Below are 13,836 nucleotides of genomic sequence, written 5' to 3'. Positions count from 1 at the left end.
CCGCCGGCCTACCGCTCGCGCCGCTCGGATCCGCCGGAAGGCTTGCCTCCGTCCGGGGAATCGCCGTCGGAGCCTTTGCCTTCCGGATCCTCGTCCGTGAGCGGCCCGCTAGTCCCCTTGCCTTCGCCGCGGCTGTTCCTTGCCCGCGCCATCTTCGTGATCATGGCGGTCGTCACTTCGCTTGAGAGGATCGCGTCGTGGTCCTCCGGCTTTTCTTGACCGAGGATGAGCTTTTCCACCAGCGGATCGAGGACGTTGAGCAGCGCCCCGGCGGAGATTTCCTCTCCCGCCTCGCCGGAGAGGAACCGGCGAGCCCGCACGGTTCCCGAAACGCCAGCCTCGATTCCGACGTCGGTGCCGAGGTCGACGTCGAGCAGCACGACGCCGAAGCGCGAAAGCTTCGAAAGCGAGGCGGCGACCGTCGGCGCGCTGTCGGAGGGGTCGGCCTCCGGGTCTTCCTCTTCGAACTCGTCCGGACCGACGATGTTGCGGATGTCCCATTCGTCGTATTGCGGCGCGGCGAGTTCGCGTACGACCACCGCCCCGCTCCCCGTCATCACAACGGCGGCGTCGATGTGGTTGAGCGCAAGAATTCCGGCGACCACCTCGGGGAGGTCGAAGGGCGTCAACACCGCGTAACGCTTGATCATCGTACTCATAGAGCCCCCTTGTCCGGCCGCTCGCCCGTTTGGGCGCGCGACGCCGTAGCCGATCTTAGACGGCCTTGCCCAATCTTAGATGATTGAGGTTGCGCTCCCCGAAACGACCGGGCGGCCTTTCCAATCGGTGTATTTTGGAGCATATGGAAGTTCTGATCACCGGATTCGAACCCTTCGGCGACAATGCGGCCAATCCCACGCAGAAGCTTGTAGAAATTCTCTCGACTGATTATGCACCCTCCCAACAAAATTGCGGGCAGCTGCGAACGCAGCTTCTTCCTGTCTCTTTCACTCGAGCCCGCGCCCAGATACAGCTTCTGGCGGCGAAGTTTCACCCCCGCGTTGTGCTTTGCACCGGCCTTTTCGCCAAAGCGCGCAGCCTGCTTGTGGAGCGCATCGCTGTAAACGAGCAGGCCGGCGCCGACAACGACGGTCTCACGCTTTCCGGCGGCAAAGTGGACGCCGCGGGAGCCGACGGCCTGTTCGCCACGATCGACACAGCCAGACTGAGTGATTTTCTGGCACAGCGGGGTCTGAGAACCGAAATTTCTTGGCACGCCGGCACCTACGTCTGCAACACGGCGCTTTACACAGCCGTGCAGTCTGCCGGCGCATACGGCGGCAAAGCCGGATTCTTGCACGTGCCAGCCGACGTCGACGTGCACGCACTGGCAGCGGCCCTCTATGAATGGGTGGAAGCGGAATCCGAGCTCGCTGCGGCGGGTCAGAAGGCCCGGGCGGGGCGCTCGTCGACAACCTCCTGACAGTCCCCGCCCCAATTTCCCGACAGTCCCGTTCACAGTCGACTGGGAAATTTCGAGGCAGCCGAGCCGCCGAGCGGGGGTGCGGCCGCGGTTCCGCCGGTCGAGAAGCGGGCGTCGTTTAGGCGCGAGGGACCCTGTCCTGCGCGCCGCCGAAGCGCCTGTCCCTTTCGGCGTAGGCCTCGCAGGCTTTCCACAGCTCCCGCCTGTCGAAGTCCGGCCATGCGAGGTCCGAGAAGTACAGCTCGGCGTACGCCGACTCCCACATGAGGAAGTTTGACGTCCGCAGCTCCCCGCTCGTGCGGATGAACAGGTCGACGTCGGGCATCGCAGGCGCATAGAGGTGGCGCTGGATCGTCTTTTCGTTGACGGCCCCGGGTTTGAGGCGCCCCTCGGCGGCCTCGCGTGCGATCGAGCGCACGGCGTCGGCGATTTCGGCCCGCCCGCCGTAGTTGATGCACATGTTGAGGGTGAGCTTCGTGTTGTTGCGCGTCAGCTCCTCGGCAGCGCGCAACTCCCTCAGGACGGACGCCCAGAGCTTGGGAGTGCGCCCGACCCAGCGCACGCGCACGCCCCAGGCGTTGAGGTCATCGCGCTGGGCTCGCAGGACCTGGCGCGAGAAGCCCATGATAAAGCGGACCTCCGCCGGGCTCCGCTTCCAGTTCTCAGTTGAGAAGGCGTAGGCGGACAACTCTTTCACGCCGATTTCGAGGGCCCCGGCAACGACGTCCATGAGGGTGGCCTCGCCCACGCGGTGCCCCTCGATGCGGGGAAGTCCGCGGGCGTTGGCCCACCTGCCGTTGCCGTCCATGACGACGGCGACGTGCCCGGGCGGCTTGGCCAGCTCGGGCGGGCGGGCGCCCGACGGGTGGGGCGGAGGAAGGATCGGCTCTTTCGGCTCTCCTGTTCGGCGTGTCATGCCGTTCCCCCGATCATGCCGACTCTGCGATCCGCAAGGAACGCACCTTGCGCTCGACGTGCCACTGAAGGTAGGCCGCGATGATGGCCGAGGCCGCCCGCCGGTCGTGTTCGGCGGCGGCGTCCGCGACGTCCCAGCGGCCCGAAACCAGCGAGCCGAGCAGTTCGATCGTCTCGGGCGCCGGGTACGCTGCGGCGCGCGGGGCGCAGTCGGAGCAGACGACTCCGCCCGACTGCAGATGGAAGGCCGCCAGGCCCTCGCCCCTTCCGCACACCGCGCATTCGTAGAGGGACAGCCCCCACCCGTGCAGCGCCATCGCCCGCAGGATGTACGAATCGACGACGAGGGCGGGCCGGTGCGCGCCGGTGGCGAGCGCGTGGATCGCGCCGTGAAGCAGCAGATAGTGGGCCTGGTCGGGCTCCTCTTCGATCGCGGCGAGCTTGTCCGCGACCTCGGCGATCACACAGGCGCACGTGTAGGCGTCATAGTCCCTTCCGATCGAGCGGCCGTAGGGGTTGAGGGTGGCGGCCTCCGTGACGACGTCGAGCGTGCGCCCTTCATAGAGCTGGAGGTCGACCATGGAAAACGGCTCCAGCCGCGCTCCGAACCTCGATTTCGTGCGTCGGACGCCCTTGGCCACCCCGCGCATCTTTCCGTGCCGTCGCGAGAAGAAGGTGATGATCCGGTCGGCTTCGCCCAGGTCGTGGGTGCGCAGCACGATGGCTTCGTCGCGATAAAGCTTCACCCGCAAATTATCGCATGTTCGAACCCGGCCTGCCCGCGCATCGCGGAGAGCGCGGCCGCTTTCCGCGTCGAACGAATCAGGCCCGGCCTTCGACGGAGGGATCGCCCATCGACGCGAGGCGGATCAAGCCCTGCCTCCGCAAGCGAAAAACCTTCGCCGCGGAGCGGAGCGGCCTTCAGCGCGCGGCTCGGTTGACGGCCGAGATGATCGCATTGAAGCTCGCCCGCATCGTCGACGGATCGATTCCGCAGCCCCACAGCGTTTGGCCGGCGACGTCGCACTCGACGTAGGCCGCCGCCGTCGCGTCCCGCCCCGAGGCGAGGGCGTGCTCGGCGTAGTCGAGGACGTGCACGTCTACGCCGATCGTCGAGAGCGCGGCAACGAAGGCGTCGATGGGGCCGTTGCCCGAGGCCTCGATGAGGTGGCGCTTGTCCCGCTTGCCCTCGATGCGTTCGACGACCCTCGCCTCGAGGGCCGTCGACGATCCGTCGCCGGCGCTGACCGTGGCCGAAGCCAGCCGGTACTTCCCCCACGGCGAGAGGCCGTCGGCTTCGGTGTGCGGAAGGTATTCGTCCGCGAAGATCCTCCACAGCTGTTCGGCGGTGATCTCGCCGCCGAACTTGTCGGCGTGCCGCTGGACGATGCCGGACAGCTCGATCTGCATGCGTCGGGGAAGGTCCAGTTGGCGGGTGCTCGACAGCAGATAGGACACCCCGCCCTTGCCCGACTGCGAATTCACGCGGACCACGGCCTCGTAGGTGCGGCCCACGTCTTTCGGATCGAGAGGAAGGTAGGGAACGTCCCATATGACCGCGTTCTCGTCGCCGCCGTTCTCGGCGACCTTGCGGGCGCGGTCGGCGAAGCCCTTCTTGATGGCGTCCTGATGGGAGCCCGAGAAGGATGTGTAGACGAGGTCGCCGCCGTAGGGCGTGCGCGGCGGGACGTCCATCTGCGTGCAGTGCTCGACGACGCGGCGCACCCGGTCGATGTCGGAGAGGTTGAGCTCGGGGTCGATTCCCTGGCTGAAGAGGTTGAGCGCGAGGGTGACGAGGTCGACGTTGCCGGTGCGCTCGCCCTGGCCGAAGAGGCAGCCTTCGACGCGGTCGACGCCGGCCAGCATGGCCAGCTCGGCCGTGGCGATGCCCGTGCCCCGGTCGTTGTGGTTGTGCGCCGAAAGCACCACGTGCTCGCGCCGCGAAAGGTTTCTGCTCATGTACTCGATCTGGTCGGCGTACACGTTGGGCGTGCACCTTTCGACCGTCGTCGGCAGGTTGATGACGATCTCGCGGTCCGGCCCGGGCTGCCACACGTCCATGACCGCTTCGCACACTTCGAGGGCGAAGTCCAGCTCGGTGTCGACGAAGATTTCGGGCGAGTACTCGAATCCTGCAACGACGTCGTCGCCCAGCGTCTTCTCCATGTAGGCGACGAGCTCCTGCGTGCCGGTCACCGCCAGCTGCTTCGTTGCCTCCTTGTCGTTGTGGAAGACGACGCGGCGGAAGACGGGCGAGGTTGCGTTGTAAAGGTGGACGACAGCCCGCGGCAGGCCCTCCAGGGCGTCGACGGTCTTGTGGATGATCTCCTGCCGCGACTGGGTGAGAACGGAGATCGTCACGTCCTCCGGCACGAGGCCCTCTTCGACCAGGCTGCGGCAAAACTCGAGGTCTGCCGCGCTGGCGGCGGGAAAGCCGATCTCGATCTCTTTCAGCCCGAGCTCGATGAGCAGTTCGAACATGAGCTTCTTGCGGGCGGGGTCCATCGGCTCGATGAGGGCCTGGTTTCCGTCGCGAAGGTCGGTCGAGAGCCACCGAGGCGCTTTCAGGATGCGATTGTCCGGCCACGTCCTGTCGGGAAGTGAGACGGGATTGACGTCGAGGAAATGCCGATACTTGGCGATCGGCATGCCGGATGGATTTTGGCGGCTGGAACGGCCCTGGGTTTTCATTGCTTTTCTCCTGCTGACAGTGCGCGAGTTGAGGCGACCGGCGCGACGAGACCCGCGACGAGGAGCCGGCCTAGCCCGCCTCGCCGCGGCAGATAAGGAAGAATGCCGCCAGCACGTCGCCAATCATAGCCGCACAGACGGGCGGAGGCGAAGAAAACGCCGATTTTGGCGCGGATGAGAAAAATGCCACGAACCTTCGAATCCGTTGTTCGGCAAGCTTCGAATCCGCTACTCGGGGACTTCCAGATCCGTGGGCTGGTGCCCGAGGGCCGCCTGAATCTCCTGGAGCTGCCGGCCGAACTCGACGGCGGTGGCGGTGCGCTTGCCGACCTCGCGCTCCATCGCCGCCATGAGCACCTCGTCCAAGCGCTCGAAGGCGTCGGCGTTGTCGGGCGCGTCGGCCTGCTGCGGCTGCCCCTCGCCTAGGCCGAGCGGAGCGAGTTGGGTGGCGAACATGTGCGTGATGTACTCGCGCCTTGTGAGGGCGTCGTCGGTCGCGAACGGGGCGTGCCCGCTGAGCGCCGTGTAGACGGTCGCCGCGAGGGAGTACACGTCGGCTCTGGCGTCGGCCTGTTGGTTGAGAAGCACCTCCGGGGCTGCCCAGGGAAGCGAGGCGCCCATGACGTCCTGGTTCGTGGCGCCCACGAGGGTGGCGATCCCGAAGTCGCCCAAAAGCGGGCGCCCGAACTGGGAGTACAGCACGTTCGCGGGTTTGAGGTCGTGGTGCACGATTCCCATGACATGCGCCGTGTGCACCGCCGAGGCCACCTGGACGCCCATCTTCAGCGCGTCCTCGATCGGCAGCGGTCCGTTCGCGAGGCGCTCGGCGAGGGACGGCATCGGGCAATACTGCATGACCACGTAGGGTTGGCCCGATTCGGCCACATTGGCGTCGTGTATTTCGACGACGGAAGGATGCCCGGACAGCTGGGCCATGAGGTCGACCTCGTCCCGAAATTGCGAGGAGTCCCCCTCGCCCAGCGCCGTGCGGGAAAGGACCTTGATCGCCACGAGCCGCTTGGGCAGCTGCTCCTCGTACAGGTAGACGTCGGAAAATCCCCCGGAGCCGAGGTAGGAGACGAAATGGAAGTCGTCGAGCACGGGAGGGGCCGTGTGCGAGCGGCGGGGGGCGCGCGGGCGCACGCTGTGGTCGATGCCAAGCGCCTCCAGGCCCCACGAACCGCTCAGCTGGCTGGCCGGCAGGTCGCTTTCAGGCTCGGCCTCCCCTTCGAGGGTCGGCGGCGAGGCGAGGGCCGCCTCGTCTTCGGGAGTGAGGACGTCGATGACGAGTATGGCCTGGTCCGCCGCGGTTCCCGCTCCGGCAACCGACTGAGAGAGCACGGTGGACGCGGCCCGCTCGGCGCGCTTGAGCTGCCCGAGGGCGACGAGCGCCTGATTGCCCGTGAGCTTCGCGCGAACGCGCTCGGTCGCGACGACGAAGCGCTGCCCGGCCTCCATCGGAATCGTCCACAGGTCGCCCGGGAGGTCGTATCCTACGTCGTCGAACTGCGGCAGCGGCTCGGCCGCACCCTTCTCGTCGACTGTGACGATTCCCATTCCTCCGGAGGAGACGGCGATCCACGTCGGGCGGTCCTCGATGCGGGTGGCGATGAGTCCGGCGAGTCTGACGTCGTCGACGTCGCCGATCCCTCCCCCGTTCTTGAGGATCGTCGCCTCGGCGACCCTGCGCGCGATGCCTCTGGTGATGTCGCGCCACAGGTCGTGGACGTGCCGCACGAGGGGGCCGTCGGGGTGTGCCGCCCGCAACGCTGAGAAGGCGTCGACGATCATCCACGAAATCTCGCGTGCCAGCAGCACGTCGGAGTGCGGGTCGGTCACTATGAAAACCGGCATTTGAGCGATGAGCCCGTCGCCCGAGGCGACTGCGTCGCCGGAGGTCGCCGTTCCCCAGCGGACCACGTGTTGAGCCCAGACCTGCGTGTTGTCTAGAGCGTTGCCGGTGTCCATGGCCTAGTTGGCGTCGTCGTAGGCCGCTGGGTCTTCCAGTCGGTAAAGCATGTCGGGGGTAACCAGCCGCGTGGCGACGGCGTGTTCGACGAGGCGCGCCCTTCGGTTGACGGCCAGCTTCTCAGGGCCGCCGTGCAGGCCCCGCACGCCGTAGCGGGTGAGCCGGTCGCAGACGTGGTCGAGTTTGCGGTTGAAACGGGTGATCGGCCAGCCGAGGCGGTCGGCGGCGCTCTGGGACGACGGAATGGAGGAGGTCGTCCCCCTGCCCGTCAACACGGGCTCCGACAGGGCAAGCACAAGGAGCAGCTGGGAGTTCGTCAGTTCGATCGGGCCGATCGTCGTCGCCCCGGATTCGCTCGTCTCGGACACCGCGGAGGGGACGTAGGCCGGCTGGTTGTTGACGAGCCGCATCTCGTAGGTGGTCCGCCCCGCGGTGAACAGCAGCGTCGTGTCCGCGTAGACGAGCGGCAGCCGGGCGCCCGGCTGCAGGTATGCCTGGGTCACGCCTTCCGCGTCGGCCAGAGTGGCGGACAGGCGCGCGCCGATGTTCTCAATCCACCACATTCCGTCGACGTGAGAAATGACGAGGAACCGGCGATGGAGGTACTGATTGTCGTCGAGTTCGAGCGGGCCTTCGCGGCCCACGAGGAAGGGCTCGCCCGGATCGATGTGGAACCACTCGCCGCAGAATTCAAGGGATAGGCTCATTCGGAAACCCCAATCTTCATCAATGCCACGGTGACGTTGTCGCGCCCGCCGCGAGTCAACGCTACATCGCGCAACGCGAATGCGACAGCGTCGAGGCTGACTTCATCCTCGCCATCCTCGACATCCACAATAACCGAAGAGACGTCCGAATCGTCCAATTCGTCGGAAAGCCCGTCGGAGCAGACGATGATCGTATCTCCCTCGCGGGCGTCCACGTAAGAGGTATCGAGGGTGGATTCGCCGTAGCTGCCCACCGCACGGGTGATGACCGCCTTGCGGGGATGGACCCGGGCCTCCTCCTCCGTCAGCTCGCCCTCGTCAATGAGCTCTTGGACAAGCGAGTGGTCGCGGGTCAGCCGCCGAAGCCGCCCCTCGCGCCACAGGTAGACGCGCGAATCGCCGATGTGGAAAACGAGCCACTTCGCCTCACCCTCTATGTAGACGGCGCCCGCGACGGTGGTGCCCGCTCCGGGCTGGGCGCCCACGCGGGTCGCGGTCTCCTCGATCTTCCCTTCCTTGATCACGGTGACGATCTTGGCCCTGGACTCGTCCACGCACCTTTGCAGCCTCGCGGCTGCGTCGGCGCCTTCGACGCCGTCCCACGGGACCGCCGCCAGGGAGTCTATGACCGTCTGAGCCGCCTTGTCACCGACGAGGTGGCCTCCCATTCCGTCGGCGACGGCGAGGATGGGTGGGTGGAGCAGGTACCGATCCTCGTTCCTGAACCGGATCCTTCCGGGATCGGTCACTCCAGCCACTGTTATCTGCATGCGACTAACCTTACGACAGTTTTTCAAGCCAACCCTGAGAATGGGTACGATTCACCTCAAGGAGGGGAACGGTCCCCAGTAAGCGAGCATGAGGAGCAGAACGGTCTGCCCCCCGAGCGCCGCACCGACGACGGCCGTTGCGCCCGCACGCATCTTAGGCTTCTTTTCATGCCAGCAGAACGGGACTCTGACGAAAAGCCACGCCGAAAGGAGCGCCGCTCCCTGGCAAGCGATCCACCCGCCTTGAACGACGATGAGATTCCGCTGGTAAGACACAGCATAATAGGCAAGGGCGACAAGGTACAGCACAAGGACGCACCAGGCTACGATGATTCCGGCCGAAGAGGCCACGACGCAGGGCCCCATTCCGCGCGTGTCGATGAGCCTCCTGCCGCGCGCCCGCATGCGCCCGACGGCCAAAAGCAGGGACGAAACGATCAGCGCAAGCGCTCCGACCCCCAGTGTGAGCATCAGCTGTTTTCCGGAGGCGAATTTGGGCGCCGCGGCCATCGTCTTTCCCTTGTAGGCCTGGAGGGGTTTTTCACCGGCGATCCTAGGCTCGGCCGAGGCCGTCGAGGGAAGGCCGTTGACCCAGTCGGAGACGTCCCTCATGGGGGCCGCCTGCGCGACGCCGTCGACTTTCAGCCCGTGCCCTCCCTTGTAGTAGCGGATCGTCAGAGAATTGTTGCCCGCCTTTTCGAGGTCCGAACGCATGATGACCGGACCTTGGACCGTGGGCATCGACATGTCGTCCGTCCCGTAGACCATGAGGACGGGCATCGTCATCTTCCTTTGGTACTGCGACACGTCGAAGTCGATGTATCGGAAATCCTCGCCGAATTGTTGGCCGACGAGCTTGGAGACGACCTCTCTCATCTGGCTCGGCGCACCGAGCCGCCGCAGGTAGGCGTCCGCCGCCAGCGCCCCTTGCACGCGTATGGGCAGAACCGGAGCCGACACGAGGACGACGAAGGAGACCGAGGCGTTGCGCGCCGCGATGATGGGCCCGATGAAGCATCCTTCCGAAACCGTGTACAGCCCGGACCTTTTGGGATCGACGCCCGGGACGCCGAGCAGGTGGGAAAACGCGTCCTCGTAGTCGTCGGCCAGCCCGAGGTAGTCGCGGTGCGTCGTCGAATAGTTCGCCGTCCGTTTCATCGGCACGAGGGTGGCTATGCCGGCCGAGGAGATGAGATCCGTCGATTCGTCGAAATCGTTCGTCGCCTTCGTCCCCGTGCCATGGACGAAGACGATTCCCGGAACGAGGCCGCGCACGCCCACGGGAGTCGTCAGCTGCGCGGGAATCGACGTTCCGTCCCTCAAACGCACCTGCACCTGCCGTTTTTCGATCCGATACGTGCCGACAGGGGGCGAAGGGGCCTTGCCGACGACGGCGGTGTCCGACGTCTCCGGGACGACGACGGAGCGCATCGGCTCGGGATTCCATCGCGGGCCGGCCCAGTTTCCCCACATCCCGAGAAGGAAGACGACGAGAAGCCACGCGAGGAGCCTCGGATGGCGCGCTGGCAGCGCTCGCGCCTCGCGCGCCCCGGCGTCCGACGTCGAGGCTTCGTCCGCGGCTCTCCTCCGGACGGCCATCTAAAAGCCCAACCGCCCCATTTTCTTGGGGTCGCGCTGCCAGTCTTTCGTCACCTTCACGTGGAGGTCTAGGCTGACCTTCTTGTCCAGGAGCCGCTCGATCGCTTTGCGGGCGCGCACCCTGATGCGTTTGAGCTGGGCCCCGCCTCGGCCGATGACGATGCCTTTCTGGGAATCGCGTTCGACGTGGAGGCTGACGTGGATGCGGTCGCCGACGATCTCGTCGATCGTCACGGCCAGGGAATGCGGGAGCTCGTCGCGCAAATCCCTCAGAGCCGCCTCGCGCACGAGCTCGGTTATGAGCGTCTCCTCGCTTTCGTCGGTCACGGCGTCGCGAGGGTAGAGGGGCGGGCTTTCGGGCATCCTCTCGATGAGCAGCGAGGCCAAAAGCTCGACCTGGTCCCCCTTTGCCGCGCTGACGGGGACGACCTCGGCGAAATCGGCCAGCTCTGAGACGTCCTGGAGCCGCCTCGCCAGGGCAGCGCGATCGACGAGGTCGGATTTCGTCACTGCCGCGACGATCGAGGCCTTTTTCGAGACAAGTTTCGAGACGAGGCCCAGGAGGAAGCGGTCGCCGGGGCCCGTCGCCTCGTCGGCCGGAAGGCACATGACGATGGCGTCGACGTCGCTCAGGGAGTCGCGGACCATGTCGTTGAGCCTTTCGCCCAGCAGCGTGCGGGGGCGGTGCAGGCCTGGCGTGTCGACGAGGATGAGCTGGCCGCTCTCGCGATTGACGACGGCCCTGACAACCCGCCGAGTGGTTTCGGGGCGGTCCGAGGTTATTGCGACCTTTTGGCCGACGAGCGCGTTGGTCAGCGTCGACTTTCCCGTGTTCGGCCGTCCGACGACGCACACGAACCCCGCTCTGAAGCCCTCGGGCCAGTCACTCATCTGATTCTCCTTCGTCTTCTCGACGGGCGAGGACGGTCCACAGCCTTCTCCTGCGGCCCTGGAATCGGTCGGCCGTCAGGCTGATGCCGCCGATCGACGCTCGGCTGCCCGCGATGGGAACCCTGCCGATGAGCTTGGCGAAGAGGCCTCCCACCGTGTCGACGTCGTCGTCGTCGAGTTTAACGCCGAAAAGCTCGCCGAGGTCGGCGATCGGCAGGCGTGCGGGAACCCTGTACACGCCCTCTTCGACGACGTCGACCTCGGGGGCGCTTCGGTCGTGCTCGTCGGAGATTTCGCCGACAAGCTCCTCGACAAGGTCTTCGATCGTCACGAGGCCCGCTATTCCGCCGTACTCGTCGACGACGAGCGCTATGTGCACCTGGTTGGCCTGCATTTCGCGCATGAGGTCATCGACCACTTTCGTCTCGGGGACGAAAACGGGCTCACGCATGAGGTCGGCCACGGTGAGGGACTCCGTGTTCCCGCGCAGCCAGCGGCGCAAGACGTCCTTGAGGTAGACGACTCCGTGCAGATCGTCCGCGGACTCGCCGACTACGGGAACCCGCGAGAAACCGGAGCGCGTGAACAGGGACATCGCCTTGTCCAGCGGCGCGTCAATGCCGATGGAGACCATGTCCGTGCGGGGGACCATCACCTCGCGCACGAGGGTGTGATTGAAGTCGAACACGGATTGGAGAAGCTCGCGGTCGGACTCGTCGAGGACCGTCGAGTCCGAGACCCTTTCGACCATGACGGCCAGCTGGTCCTCGTGCAGCTGCTCGAACTCTTCGTCGTCGTCCTCCCCCTCGCGCACCACCGAGGAGGCGACCGAGGTTGCCAGGGCGGCCGGAAGGGAGATGAGCGCGAGCGTTTCGACGGGCCGCCTCGCGCCTATCGACGCGGGAGAGACGATTCTCAGCATCAGGGAGGCGGCGGCCGTCAGGGCGAGGTATCCGCCGACGGCCTCCCACCACTCGTCGAGCACCGAGGCAAGCGCGAGCACGGCGAGGACGGCCGCGAGCGAGGTGAAGAAGATGCGCAGCGAGATGAGCCCGGCAATGGCCGCCTGCCGTCTGGAGACGATCGACAGCATTCTCTTCGAGGCCTTCGGCGCGTCCGCAGCCTCGGCCCGGGTGATCCGGCCCAGCGCTGTCAGGCCGGCGGAAAAGAGGGCGCCGATGCCGTAGCACACGAATGCGAGCGCGGCGAGCGCCGCGAGAGGCACGTTGGAGCCGTTCATATTTCGGTCGGTTCGGGCGCGACGGGGTCGGCTCGTCTGCCGGCCAGGAAGGTGAGCAGCAGTTGCCGCTGGAGGTCGAACATTTCGCGTCGCTCGTCTTCCTCGGCGTGGTCGTACCCCAGAAGGTGGAGGATCCCGTGGGTTACGAGGAGGAGGACCTCCTCGGCAACCGCATGCCCGGCCGTGTAGGCCTGCCTGGCGGCGACCTGCGGGCACACGACGATGTCCCCCAGCACGCCTTCGCGGGGCTCCTCCCCTATCGGCGCGGGCCGAAGCTCGTCCATTGGAAACGAGAGGACGTCCGTGGGCCCGTCGAGGTCCATCCATTCGACGTGGAGCCTGGCCATGGACTCCTCGTCTTCGAAGAGGACGTTGAGTTCCGCGGCAGGGTGCACGCGCATGCGGTCCAGGACGAACCTGGCCAGGTCCGAAACCTCCTTGAGGTCGATTCCCGGAGCGAAACCCGATTCGTCGTTGACGTCGATGCTCATCTACTTCCCCTTTCGAGGCGCCTTCCGCGCAGGCGCCCGTCGTTGCGAAGCCCTTCGCCGTCCCCGCCGCGAGAGCCCCAACGCGCCTCGTGCAGGCCGCCGCCCCTTTCGCGGCGATCCGCGTCGGGTCCCTCCCCGCGTCCCGCGCCAAGCTCCTCGCGATCGCTCGCGCGGGCCTCGTCCCACCGGGCGTAGGCGTCGATGATCTCGCTGACGAGCCTGTGGCGGACGACGTCGGCGGAGCTGAGCTCGCAAAAGCGTATGCCCGGAATGTCGCGAAGAATGCGCCTGACGAGGCGAAGGCCCGACTCTGTTTTCCCGGGAAGGTCGATCTGGGTGACGTCGCCGGTGACAACCATGGTCGAGCCGAAGCCGAGGCGGGTGAGGAACATTTTCATCTGCTCGGGCGTCGTGTTCTGGGCCTCGTCGAGGATGACGAACGCGTCGTCGAGAGTCCTGCCGCGCATGTAGGCCAGCGGCGCCACTTCCACCGTTCCGGCGGCCATGAGCTTGGGGATCGACTCGGGCTCGAGCATCCCGTACATCGCGTCGTACAGGGGGCGCAGGTACGGGTCGATCTTGTCTGTAAGCGACCCCGGCAGGAAGCCCAGCGACTCGCCGGCCTCGACGGCCGGGCGCGTGAGGATGATCTTCGAGACCCGCCGCTTGTTGAGCGCGTCCACGGCCTTGGCCATCGCGAGATACGTCTTTCCGGTTCCGGCCGGCCCGATCCCGAAGGTCACGGTGTTTTCGTCGATGGCGTCCACGTAGGCCTTCTGGCCGAGGGTTTTGGGGCGGATGGTCTTGCCGTGCGCCGACAGGATGTCGTGGGTGAGCATGTCGGAGGGGCGCATGACGCCGTCGCGCGAAATGGCGATCGCCCGTTGGACCGCGTCAAGGGTCAGATGCTGGCCCGACTGGACCACGTCCACCAACTCGCCGATGAGCGCCTCGGCGAAATCCAAGCGCGATTCCTCGCCCGCCAACGTGATCTGGTGGTCGAGGACGTGAAGCGTCACGGGCGCGAGCCCGGTTTCGAGCGCGCGCAGCACTTCGTCCCGGTATCCCAGAAGATTGATCATCGAGATGTGCGCGGGAACGGAGATCGTTCGCGTCGACGTAGCCATGCCTCCGATTCTA

13 protein-coding genes are annotated in these 13,836 nt (G+C 66.3%); 1 reads left to right on the top strand and 12 read right to left on the bottom strand.

All coding sequences use genetic code 11. The features are described 5' to 3' along the window. Nucleotides 1-8: 8 nt before the first annotated feature. The gene (locus A4H34_RS06945) at nt 9-659 is read right to left on the bottom strand and encodes a hypothetical protein (RefSeq protein WP_156510285.1); all 651 of its coding nucleotides are present in this window, start codon (nt 657-659) and stop codon (nt 9-11) included. A gap of 143 nt (nt 660-802) precedes the next feature. Between A4H34_RS06945 and A4H34_RS06940 the strand changes: the two genes are divergently transcribed. Then, entirely contained in the window at nt 803-1,423 is a 621-nt protein-coding gene (locus tag A4H34_RS06940; RefSeq protein ID WP_064231488.1) for a pyroglutamyl-peptidase I family protein, read from the top strand. A 118-nt stretch (nt 1,424-1,541) separates the two neighbouring features. Here the strand turns inward: A4H34_RS06940 and A4H34_RS06935 are convergent, their stop codons facing one another. The 11 genes from A4H34_RS06935 to A4H34_RS06885 all read right to left on the bottom strand — a co-directional run bounded on the left by A4H34_RS06935 (nt 1,542) and on the right by A4H34_RS06885 (nt 13,823). Then, nucleotides 1,542-2,339 (bottom strand): isoprenyl transferase, encoded by a 798-nt coding sequence (locus A4H34_RS06935; protein ID WP_064231487.1) that lies wholly within the window; start codon nt 2,337-2,339, stop codon nt 1,542-1,544. Between the two features lie 13 nt (nt 2,340-2,352). Beyond that, nucleotides 2,353-3,084, bottom strand: coding sequence for a DNA repair protein RecO (recO, locus tag A4H34_RS06930; RefSeq protein WP_064231486.1), 732 nt, complete (start codon nt 3,082-3,084; stop codon nt 2,353-2,355). A 175-nt stretch (nt 3,085-3,259) separates the two neighbouring features. After that, on the bottom strand, nt 3,260-5,029 hold the full coding sequence (gene leuA, locus A4H34_RS06925; RefSeq protein ID WP_064231485.1) for a 2-isopropylmalate synthase: 1,770 nt from the start codon (nt 5,027-5,029) through the stop codon (nt 3,260-3,262). Between the two features lie 228 nt (nt 5,030-5,257). Then, nucleotides 5,258-6,997 carry a serine/threonine-protein kinase gene (locus A4H34_RS06920; protein WP_064231484.1) on the bottom strand — a complete coding sequence of 580 codons (1,740 nt, stop codon included), beginning with the start codon at nt 6,995-6,997 and terminating at the stop codon, nt 5,258-5,260. A gap of 3 nt (nt 6,998-7,000) precedes the next feature. Then, nucleotides 7,001-7,705, bottom strand: coding sequence for an FHA domain-containing protein (locus A4H34_RS06915; protein ID WP_009198830.1), 705 nt, complete (start codon nt 7,703-7,705; stop codon nt 7,001-7,003). Continuing rightward, nucleotides 7,702-8,475 (bottom strand): PP2C family protein-serine/threonine phosphatase, encoded by a 774-nt coding sequence (locus A4H34_RS06910; RefSeq protein WP_009198831.1) that lies wholly within the window; start codon nt 8,473-8,475, stop codon nt 7,702-7,704. Before A4H34_RS06910 ends, A4H34_RS06915 begins: the two co-directional genes overlap by 4 nt. A 51-nt stretch (nt 8,476-8,526) precedes the next feature. Further along, entirely contained in the window at nt 8,527-10,074 is a 1,548-nt protein-coding gene (locus A4H34_RS06905) for an alpha/beta hydrolase family protein (RefSeq protein ID WP_064231483.1), read from the bottom strand. Next, nucleotides 10,075-10,965, bottom strand: coding sequence for a GTPase Era (gene era, locus A4H34_RS06900; protein ID WP_064231482.1), 891 nt, complete (start codon nt 10,963-10,965; stop codon nt 10,075-10,077). Further along, nucleotides 10,958-12,205 (bottom strand): hemolysin family protein, encoded by a 1,248-nt coding sequence (locus A4H34_RS06895; RefSeq protein WP_009198834.1) that lies wholly within the window; start codon nt 12,203-12,205, stop codon nt 10,958-10,960. Before A4H34_RS06895 ends, era begins: the two co-directional genes overlap by 8 nt. Continuing rightward, nucleotides 12,202-12,696: an rRNA maturation RNase YbeY gene (gene ybeY, locus A4H34_RS06890; protein WP_009198835.1), complete on the bottom strand. Its 495-nt coding sequence runs from the start codon at nt 12,694-12,696 to the stop codon at nt 12,202-12,204. The genes A4H34_RS06895 and ybeY overlap by 4 nt, the downstream gene beginning before the upstream one ends. Further along, nucleotides 12,693-13,823 (bottom strand): PhoH family protein, encoded by a 1,131-nt coding sequence (locus tag A4H34_RS06885; RefSeq protein ID WP_064231481.1) that lies wholly within the window; start codon nt 13,821-13,823, stop codon nt 12,693-12,695. Before A4H34_RS06885 ends, ybeY begins: the two co-directional genes overlap by 4 nt. Between the last annotated feature and the right edge of the window lie 13 nt (nt 13,824-13,836).

This window comes from Peptidiphaga gingivicola (genome assembly GCF_001652275.1).
Taxonomy (GTDB): Bacteria; Actinomycetota; Actinomycetes; order Actinomycetales; family Actinomycetaceae; genus Peptidiphaga; species Peptidiphaga gingivicola.
This window is presented reverse-complemented; position numbering and strand designations above follow the sequence as displayed.

Excerpts from the sequence above, each read along its gene's own strand:
- era (WP_064231482.1), bottom strand. The coding sequence starts at position 10,965 with ATGAGTGACTGGCCCGAGGGCTTCAGAGCGGGGTTCGTGTGCGTCGTC.
- A4H34_RS06915 (WP_009198830.1), bottom strand. The coding sequence starts at position 7,705 with ATGAGCCTATCCCTTGAATTCTGCGGCGAGTGGTTCCACATCGATCCG.
- A4H34_RS06945 (WP_156510285.1), bottom strand. The coding sequence starts at position 659 with ATGAGTACGATGATCAAGCGTTACGCGGTGTTGACGCCCTTCGACCTC.
- ybeY (WP_009198835.1), bottom strand. The coding sequence starts at position 12,696 with ATGAGCATCGACGTCAACGACGAATCGGGTTTCGCTCCGGGAATCGAC.
- A4H34_RS06910 (WP_009198831.1), bottom strand. The coding sequence starts at position 8,475 with ATGCAGATAACAGTGGCTGGAGTGACCGATCCCGGAAGGATCCGGTTC.
- leuA (WP_064231485.1), bottom strand. The coding sequence starts at position 5,029 with ATGAAAACCCAGGGCCGTTCCAGCCGCCAAAATCCATCCGGCATGCCG.
- A4H34_RS06905 (WP_064231483.1), bottom strand. The coding sequence starts at position 10,074 with ATGGCCGTCCGGAGGAGAGCCGCGGACGAAGCCTCGACGTCGGACGCC.
- A4H34_RS06935 (WP_064231487.1), bottom strand. The coding sequence starts at position 2,339 with ATGACACGCCGAACAGGAGAGCCGAAAGAGCCGATCCTTCCTCCGCCC.
- A4H34_RS06885 (WP_064231481.1), bottom strand. The coding sequence starts at position 13,823 with ATGGCTACGTCGACGCGAACGATCTCCGTTCCCGCGCACATCTCGATG.
- A4H34_RS06895 (WP_009198834.1), bottom strand. The coding sequence starts at position 12,205 with ATGAACGGCTCCAACGTGCCTCTCGCGGCGCTCGCCGCGCTCGCATTC.
- A4H34_RS06940 (WP_064231488.1), top strand. The coding sequence starts at position 803 with ATGGAAGTTCTGATCACCGGATTCGAACCCTTCGGCGACAATGCGGCC.
- A4H34_RS06920 (WP_064231484.1), bottom strand. The coding sequence starts at position 6,997 with ATGGACACCGGCAACGCTCTAGACAACACGCAGGTCTGGGCTCAACAC.